Origin of the sequence: Streptomyces sp. NPDC001714 (assembly GCF_042892755.1) — a bacterium.
Taxonomy (GTDB): domain Bacteria; phylum Actinomycetota; class Actinomycetes; order Streptomycetales; family Streptomycetaceae; genus Streptomyces.
This window is the reverse complement of record NZ_JBIAUL010000025.1, coordinates 48,758-56,331: the sequence shown is the minus strand read 5'-3', so window position 1 is coordinate 56,331 and position 7,574 is coordinate 48,758. Positions and strand designations below refer to the sequence as shown.

Annotated in this window: 12 protein-coding genes; 7 read left to right on the top strand and 5 right to left on the bottom strand. The window is 71.8% G+C overall.

The genetic code is table 11. The features are described from left to right. Positions 1–365: 365 nt before the first annotated feature. The 5 genes from ACFY0P_RS44135 (at position 366) to ACFY0P_RS44115 (ending at position 3,099) form a co-directional block, all read left to right on the top strand. Positions 366–1,103 (top strand): DUF2993 domain-containing protein, encoded by a 738-nt coding sequence (locus ACFY0P_RS44135; protein ID WP_388927263.1) that lies wholly within the window; start codon positions 366–368, stop codon positions 1,101–1,103. Between the two features lie 201 nt (positions 1,104–1,304). Beyond that, positions 1,305–1,385, top strand: coding sequence for an Ms5788A family Cys-rich leader peptide (locus ACFY0P_RS44130; protein ID WP_350751515.1), 81 nt, complete (start codon positions 1,305–1,307; stop codon positions 1,383–1,385). 120 nt (positions 1,386–1,505) lie between these two features. Next, positions 1,506–2,345, top strand: a complete 840-nt coding sequence (locus tag ACFY0P_RS44125; RefSeq protein ID WP_388927261.1) for a sulfurtransferase — start codon at positions 1,506–1,508, stop codon at positions 2,343–2,345. 51 nt (positions 2,346–2,396) lie between these two features. Further along, complete coding sequence (locus ACFY0P_RS44120; RefSeq protein WP_093501297.1) at positions 2,397–2,684, top strand: DUF1416 domain-containing protein; 288 nt, start codon at positions 2,397–2,399, stop codon at positions 2,682–2,684. A gap of 151 nt (positions 2,685–2,835) precedes the next feature. Beyond that, the gene (locus tag ACFY0P_RS44115; protein ID WP_355722602.1) at positions 2,836–3,099 is read left to right on the top strand and encodes a DUF3099 domain-containing protein; all 264 of its coding nucleotides are present in this window, start codon (positions 2,836–2,838) and stop codon (positions 3,097–3,099) included. Between the two features lie 167 nt (positions 3,100–3,266). On the opposite strand, the gene ACFY0P_RS44110 is transcribed toward ACFY0P_RS44115, so the two are convergent. Together ACFY0P_RS44110 and ACFY0P_RS44105 are read right to left on the bottom strand one after the other, a co-directional pair. Beyond that, a complete protein-coding gene (locus ACFY0P_RS44110) occupies positions 3,267–3,629 on the bottom strand; it encodes a DsrE family protein (protein ID WP_351703417.1) in 363 nt (120 codons plus the stop codon). A gap of 50 nt (positions 3,630–3,679) precedes the next feature. Further along, positions 3,680–4,747 carry a nuclear transport factor 2 family protein gene (locus ACFY0P_RS44105; RefSeq protein WP_388927257.1) on the bottom strand — a complete coding sequence of 356 codons (1,068 nt, stop codon included), beginning with the start codon at positions 4,745–4,747 and terminating at the stop codon, positions 3,680–3,682. Between the two features lie 162 nt (positions 4,748–4,909). Between ACFY0P_RS44105 and sigJ the strand changes: the two genes are divergently transcribed. Beyond that, complete coding sequence (sigJ, locus tag ACFY0P_RS44100; RefSeq protein ID WP_388927255.1) at positions 4,910–5,878, top strand: RNA polymerase sigma factor SigJ; 969 nt, start codon at positions 4,910–4,912, stop codon at positions 5,876–5,878. A 57-nt stretch (positions 5,879–5,935) separates the two neighbouring features. Here sigJ and ACFY0P_RS44095 read toward each other — a convergent pair whose 3' ends face one another. Continuing rightward, positions 5,936–6,181: a hypothetical protein gene (locus ACFY0P_RS44095; RefSeq protein WP_388927252.1), complete on the bottom strand. Its 246-nt coding sequence runs from the start codon at positions 6,179–6,181 to the stop codon at positions 5,936–5,938. A 138-nt stretch (positions 6,182–6,319) separates the two neighbouring features. Between ACFY0P_RS44095 and ACFY0P_RS44090 the strand changes: the two genes are divergently transcribed. Beyond that, on the top strand, positions 6,320–6,913 hold the full coding sequence (locus ACFY0P_RS44090) for a hypothetical protein (RefSeq protein ID WP_388927249.1): 594 nt from the start codon (positions 6,320–6,322) through the stop codon (positions 6,911–6,913). 44 nt (positions 6,914–6,957) lie between these two features. Here the strand turns inward: ACFY0P_RS44090 and ACFY0P_RS44085 are convergent, their stop codons facing one another. Together ACFY0P_RS44085 and ACFY0P_RS44080 are read right to left on the bottom strand one after the other, a co-directional pair. Then, positions 6,958–7,191, bottom strand: a complete 234-nt coding sequence (locus ACFY0P_RS44085) for a hypothetical protein (protein ID WP_388927246.1) — start codon at positions 7,189–7,191, stop codon at positions 6,958–6,960. Beyond that, positions 7,188–7,556 carry a hypothetical protein gene (locus tag ACFY0P_RS44080; RefSeq protein ID WP_351961534.1) on the bottom strand — a complete coding sequence of 123 codons (369 nt, stop codon included), beginning with the start codon at positions 7,554–7,556 and terminating at the stop codon, positions 7,188–7,190. Before ACFY0P_RS44080 ends, ACFY0P_RS44085 begins: the two co-directional genes overlap by 4 nt. Positions 7,557–7,574: the final 18 nt, after the last annotated feature.

Genomic DNA, 7,574 nt, shown 5'->3' with positions numbered 1-7,574 from the left:
AGGAACTGCGCGCTCGGCCCCCACCGGCCCGCACCCGGACGTGGACCTGCACGCCCCCACTGCGGCCCCGCAAGGGGCGCGGGGAACTGCGTGCTCGGCCCCCACCGGCCGGCACCCGGACGTGGACCTGCACGCCCCCACTGCGGCCCCGCAAGGGGCGCGGGGAACTGCGTGCTCGGCCCCCACCGGCCCGCGCCCGGACACGGGCCGGTTCGGCCCCTGTTGCGGGGGTCTGGGGGCGGCGGCCCCCAGCATCACCGGCGCCCTCACTGTCACAGCTGGTCGACAATCCCCCGTCGGCCCGCTCCCGCAGGGTTAGCGTGGCGGGACCGACGTGAGCAGCCGACCCGGGGGAAACCGACCACATGCGTGCACTGCGAATCTTTCTGATCGTCGTCGTCGTCCTCGGCGTCCTCTTCGTGATCGTCGACCGCGTCGCCGTGCACTTCGCCCAGGGCGAGGCCGCCGACAAGCTGCGGACGACGGAGGACCTCGCGAGCACCCCCGACGTCTCCATCAAGGGCTTCCCGTTCCTCACCCAGGTCGCGAGCGGCACCCTCGACGACGTGCACGTCGGCATCAAGGACTACGACGCCGCCACCGGCACCGCCGGCAAGACCATCCGCATCGAGGACCTGAACGCCGACATGAAGGACGTCACCTTCACCGGCGACTACAGCTCCGCCACCGCGCAGACCGCCACCGGCACCGCGCTCGTCTCCTACCCCGAGCTGCTGAAGAACGCCCGGACGGCGCCCACCGACCTCGGCCTCGGCTTCACCGGCCAGGTCGTCGGTCTCGCGGACGGCGGCAACGGCAAGATCAAGGTCACTCTCGACGTCAAGGTCCCCGGCGTCAGCGCCCACCAGAAGGTGACCGTCCTCAGCACGGTCACCGTCAAGGACAACACCGTCCAGGTGCACGCCGACAACCTCCCGAAGCTCGCCGGTGTCAGCCTCGTGGAGGACCGCTTCCGCCAGGCCTCCGACTTCCAGCAGGCGATCGACCAGCTCCCCGGCGGCATCAAGCTGGACAAGGTGGAGGCCGAGAAGGACGGTGTGGAGATCGTGGTGAAGGGTTCGAACGTCAAGCTGGCCGGGTAGTAAGCGGCACGACGGGGACCGGCGCCGTTCCAACACGCGAGACGGTCGCGTCCGTACAGTAGATGTGGTGACCGATACAGGCACCGGGCCGCCCCGGAACCACGCCCCGGGTTCTTCCCGTGTCTCGCAGTTCGGACGATCGCGTCTCACCATACGACATGCCGGTGACATGCCCGGTTATCCGTCCCTACGATCGAGGCCATGAAGCGTCAGGCGGATCTCACGAAGCGGCGGGCAGTCGACCTGTGCCGCGTCGCCGCCATGCTCTGTCGCCCCTTCTGACGGCGGAGGCCCGCTGCCTCCGCATCCCCCTGCCCTCCCTGCCGAGGGCATCCGTGCGCCCCGACGCGCACCCACCCGCACTCGCACGCCCCGCCGCAACTGCCCCGGAGGAGAAAGAGCATGAGCCGCAGCGACGTCCTGGTCGACGCCGACTGGGTCCAGGACAACCTGGACAACCCCGAGATCGCGATCGTGGAGGTGGACGAGGACACGTCCGCCTACGAGAAGAACCACATCCGCAACGCGATCCGCATCGACTGGACCAAGGACCTGCAGGACCCGGTCCGCCGCGACTTCATCGACCAGGAGGGCTTCGAGAAGCTCCTGTCGGCGAAGGGCATCGCCAACGACACGCTGGTGATCCTGTACGGCGGCAACAACAACTGGTTCGCGTCCTACGCCTACTGGTACTTCAAGCTCTACGGCCACGAGAACGTCAAGCTCCTCGACGGCGGCCGCAAGAAGTGGGAGCTGGACGCCCGCGAGCTGGTCGAGGAGGTCCCGGAGCGCACCGAGACCACCTACACGGCCAAGCCGCAGAACAAGGCGATCCGCGCCTTCCGCGACGACGTCGTGGCGGCCATCGGCTCGCAGAACCTCGTCGACGTCCGTTCCCCCGACGAGTTCTCCGGCAAGCTGCTCGCCCCGGCCCACCTGCCGCAAGAGCAGTCGCAGCGTCCGGGCCACGTCCCGACCGCCCGCAACATCCCGTGGTCGAAGAACGCGAACGACGACGGCACCTTCAAGTCGGACGACGAGCTCAAGGAGCTCTACGCCGAGGAGCAGGTCGACCTCGCCAAGGACACCATCGCGTACTGCCGGATCGGCGAGCGCTCGGCCCTGACCTGGTTCGTCCTGCACGAGCTGCTCGGTGTCGAGAACGTCAAGAACTACGACGGCTCCTGGACCGAGTACGGCAGCCTCGTCGGCGTCCCGATCGAGCTCGGCGCCAACAAGTAAGACCCCCGGCAAGACCTCAGACCGACCTTTCAAGACCTCTGGAGTATCAGCATGTGTGGAGCGAAGGCCGGCGGCCCGGACCCCTCGACGATCAAGCCCGGTGAGACGACGATCCAGGGCCAGGTGACGAAGGACGGCGAGCCCGTGGTCGGCTACGTCCGCCTCCTGGACTCGACCGGTGAGTTCACCGCGGAGGTCCCCACCTCCGCCACCGGACAGTTCCGCTTCTACGCGGCGGAGGGCACCTGGACCGTCCGCGCCCTCGTCCCCGGCGCCACCGCCGACCGCACGGTCGTCGCCCAGCAGGGCGGCCTGGCCGAGGTCGCGATCGCGGTCTGAGCACACCCGTAAGGGCCGCACCTCCCGGATCACCCTCCGGAAGGTGCGGCCCTTCGCCTTCCCCGCACGGCGGTCCCTCCTTGACGTAGCGGTCCCGCACACCCGCTGTCGGTCCCGCGCTCAACGCCCACGGCCGACCTACCCTGGATGCATGCTGGCTCGTCGCCGTCGCGTGTACTTCGCCATGATGGGGACCTGTATCGGGCTCTTCGTCCTGGCCTGGGGAGTCGTGCGCATCTGGTCCGTCCCCGCCGCCGTGGGGATGTGCGTGGTGGCCATGGTCATCCCCCCGGTCGCCGCGATGGTCGCGAACCGGCGAGGCCCCGACGACCGCTGGTGGGACGACCCCTCCGGCGATCCGCAGTCGGACGAGTGGTGGGACGAGCTGGACGGCAAGAAGCGGCCGAGGTCCTGAGCGGGTCCGGCGAAGTCTGCTGCGGTTCGGCAGCACCCCGAAGGGGCGCTGGGGGTACCCCGCGGCCGAAGGCTGGGGCAGGAACTGCCCGACCAGCCACGACGGCGCCGCAGTCGGCCGACGCCGCAGTCGGCCGACGGCGCACCGCGGCGCTTCCGGCGGAGCGCTCAGTACACGAGCGCCTGCGTTCCGTCCGCCATGGCCTCCTGCACGAATACCTGCGCGCCCGCGATCCGTACGCCCTCGATGACGTCCTTCTCTGTGATGTCCCGGCGGGCCGCGCACTGGGTGCAGAGGGTGAGCGTGCCGCCCGCGAGGATCGAGTCGACCAGGTCGGGGAGCGGGGCCGCGTGCGGGAGCTCGAACTCGGCGGCCCGGCCCGGCAGGGCGAACCACGCCGACTCGCCGGTCAGCCACATCGACACCTCGACGCCGCTCGCCACGGCCACCGCCGCCACCGTGAACGCCTGCGAACACCGCTCGGGGGCGTCCGCCCCGGCCGTCACCTTGATCACCAGCTTCTTCGCCATGCCGGAAGCGTAACCACCGGCCGCCACGCACGCGTCGGGCAGCGCGGCCGTCAGTATCCGACGGCCTCCCGGAGCAGCAGCACGGTGCCGCGGCCCGGGCGGGGTTCCGCGTTGAGGACGAGCAGCCGGTTGACGGCGCTCGGCGACCCGTACACCTCCCGGGCGCGCGCGTCCTCCAGCGGAAGGGCGTGCTCCTCGACGCGGCGCAGCGCCGTGTTCAGGTCGGGCACCACCTTCTGCGCGCCGACGACCCAGACCGCGTGGGCGGCCCCGCCCGCGTTGGCGGGGAGCTGGCTGCCGCTGCCCGAGGCGAGGACGAGCGAGCCGGTCTCGGTGACCGCGGCGACGCTGTTGACGACGTACTCGGGGCAGGCGAGGAGCCTGCGGATCTCGTCGGCTCCGGTGGCCCGGTCGATGGCCAGGACGCGCGGCCTGACGGCGTCGTACCGGCCGCCGGTGTTGATGTCCTCGTCGATGCCGGACAGCCGGAGCGTCTCGCTGGCTCCGGTGAACACCGTGGCGCCCTCGGGGAGCAGGTCCCGGACGCGGGCGCGCGCGGCCGCGGTGTCGTCCAGGATCTCGGCGGCGAAGCCGTGGGCACGCAGCGCGGCGGCCGTCCGCTCCAGCCGTTCGGCCGACGCCGGGTGGGCGAAGGAGGCGGCGGCCGGGGCGTCCTGTGCCGCCCGGGGCGCCGTGCCCGCCAGCGGGGAGGTGTCGAGGTACCTGACCTCGTACACCCGCTCGGTGAACCTCCAGCCCTCCTCGGTGCGCTGGTAACGGTCGTGGTAGACGGCGTAGTTGAGCCCCTGGCGGCCGTCGAGGGTGCGGGCGAGCTCCTGGATGTAGGCGCGGCCGGTCGCGGTGTCGCCGTCGAGCAGGATCGTGCCGGGGTGCGTGTTCTGCACGAAGAAGTCCCACTGGCTCTGCAGCCGTTCGCCGCCGGCGACGATCTCCTCGCGGCCGATCAGCTCGACGGGGATGTTCGGCATGCGCAGGGCGCCGTCCGGGGTGAACAGCGAGGCCATGCGGGGCCGGTCGCGCATCATCGCCGCGTCGGTGAACTCGCCGCGCAGCGCCTCGATCTCCACGCGGTCCGCGATGGCCTGGAAGTCGTTCATCGAAGTCCCCTCACCGTCGACGTCCTGTCGTCGTCCTCACCGGTACGACAACGCGGCCCCGCGGAATGTGAGGTGGCGCGGCGGCCTCACATTCCGGCGCGCTGTCCTGTCGACACGGGTAGGGGCACAGGCACACGGGTGAACGAGGGAGACGGGCGGACCATGACCACCGGAGCCGGGCGGGACGAGCGGGACGAGCGGGACGAGCGGGACGAGCAGAGCGATCCGGGCCTCGGCGCGGTCATGCGGGAACGGCGTCAGCTGATCAATCTCGCCTACCGGCTCCTCGGCTCCCTCGCCGACGCCGAGGACGTCGTGCAGGAGACCTACGCCCGCTGGTACGCCATGTCCGCAGCCGGGCAGCAGGCCGTCGAATCGCCCGGTGCCTGGCTGACGACGGTCGCCAGCCGCATCTGCCTCAACCTGCTCGGCTCGGCGCGGGCCAGGCGGGAGACGTACGTGGGCGACTGGATCCCGGAGCCGCTGCCCGAGCCCGCGGAATGGGTCACCGGGCACTCCGGCGGGACCGACCCGGCCGACCGGATCACCCTCGACGAGTCGGTGACCATGGCCTTCCTCGTCGTCCTCGACGCGATGACCCCGGCCGAGCGCGTCGCGTTCGTCCTGCACGACGTCTTCCGCTATCCCTTCGGCGAGGTCGCCGAGATCGTCGGCCGCACCCCGGCGGCCTGCCGCCAGCTGGCCTCCTCCGCCCGCCGCCGCATCCGCACCGCGCGGACCCCCACGGGCCCGAGCGCTGGACAGGCCGACATCGTCCGGCGGTTCAGGACGGCGTGGGAGGCCAAGGACATCGACGCCCTGGTCGGCCTGCTCGACCCCGACGCCACCGCGACCGCCGACGGCGGCGGGCTCGCCGTCACCCACCTGTACCCGATCGTGGGCGGGGAGCGGATCGCCCGCGCCTACGCCGAGATCGCGCGCGTGGCGGGCCACCGCACGACGTTCCTGGAGTGCACGGTCAACGGCCTGCCCGGCCTGGTCGCCCAGCAGGACGGCGCCGTCGCGACCGTCTTCGCCTTCGAGGTCGCCGGCGACCGGATCAGGCACATCTGGGCGGTACGGAACCCGGAGAAGCTCCGTCCCTGGCGGATGGGCCCGAACCAGCCCTGATCAGACGGTGAACGCGGAGCGGAACCGGTGGAGCGCGCTCTCGCCGTCCTCGCCCGCTCAGGCCTCCATCGCGACTGTGCAGCCGTAACCGAGGCCGGCCAGGCGCGGGCGACCGCCGACCAGCTCGATCAGGTTCCCCTCGCCGATCTGGGCGTGGCAGAGGTCCAGGCCGGTGCCGTGCAGGTTGAGGCGCGGGCAGCCGAGCCGGTCGGCCGCGTCGATCGACTGCGGAACTCGCCGTGGCCGCCGTGACGACCCGTCTGGAGGGCGGCCGGCCGCGGCTCCGCGAGGACGTGGTCGCACCGCGTCTGGCGGTCCGGGGCACCACGGCACCCGCCCAGCGTGCGCCGATGTGCACCCGAGGGGTGGGAGTCCGGCGGGTTCTCGGTCACAGTGGACGTACCCGGCCGAGGGGAAGCCGGGGCGGGGGAGGGAAGACCGATGACGGAACCCGGTCCGTTCGCGCTGGAAGCCGTCGTGGTGGGGCAGCCGAAGCGTTCGAAGTGGCGCACGTACCGGGGCCCCGTCCTGGCCGTGTCCACCGTGGAGGGGACCCCGCTCGCCGAGGTCACGGACATCGACCACACACAGTTCGTCCTGACGGCGACGTCCGGCGAGGTCGTCGTCCGCATCGAGAAGCGTTCCTGGTCCGAGCCGTTCCAGCAGTTCGGACCGGTGCGGTTCCACTTCACCGACGGAGCGGACCGGGAGATCGGCACCGCCGGTGCCGGTGGAGTCGTCAAGTCCCGGCAGCTGAGCCTCCGGACGGAGCGGGGACGCCGGCTCCTCCTCACGCGGCAGGGGCAGCTGTCCGTCGAATGGCACCTCACGGACACCGCCCCGGAAGGGGGCCCGGCGCCGGAGACCCTCGGCCGGGTCACGGTGAGCACCATCGACTCGTGGATCGGCCTACAGCAGTACGTGGTCGAGATGGACCCCCGTCTGGACGTCTCCGAACGGCGGACCGTGGTCGCCTCGGTCGTCTGTCTGCACCTGATCCGCCGGCCTCCGGGCGAGGGCTCCGGGGTGGCGTGAGTGCGCCGCGGCCGACGGACGACGGCAGGCGCCCGCCGAACGGCTCAAGCCGGGGTCAGCACCGCGTAGTCCGCGAACAGGCGCCGGTACCGCATGTGCCGCGTCTCCTGCGCATGCCTGCGCTGCCACTCCTCCACCTCCGCCGGATGCCCGCACACCCCCGATTCGGCCCCGCAGTCCTCCTCGTCCCCAGACACGCACCGGGCCGCGTACTCGGGCGCCGCGCCCGCGTCCTGCACGATCACGTACGGCACGTAGCGGAAGACGCGGCGGTTCACGGGTGCTCCGCGCGCTGGTGCTGGCGCAGCAGCACGTTCGCGTCGGTGGCCGCGCTGTGGTCGTGGGCGGCGCGGGCGGTCTCCCGCCGGTCGTCGAGGTGCGTGCACTCGGCGCAGCCGGGCACGGGCCACGGCGGGCGGCTGAGGTCCTCGGGGTCCGGCGGCACGGCCCACGTACGGTCGTTCGCCGCCCGGACGCCCGCGCTGAGCCGCTCTCTGTCGGTGGCGGGCCGCAGCGTCGACGGATGGGCCTGCCACTCTCTCCCTCCCCCCACGGGACGCAGCATCGCGTACGGCCCCGACTGGTCCCGGTACTCGCCGACCTGGTCGGTGGCGGTGTCGTAGAGCAGGGTTCCGGGCTCCATGGCATTCGCTCCTTTTGT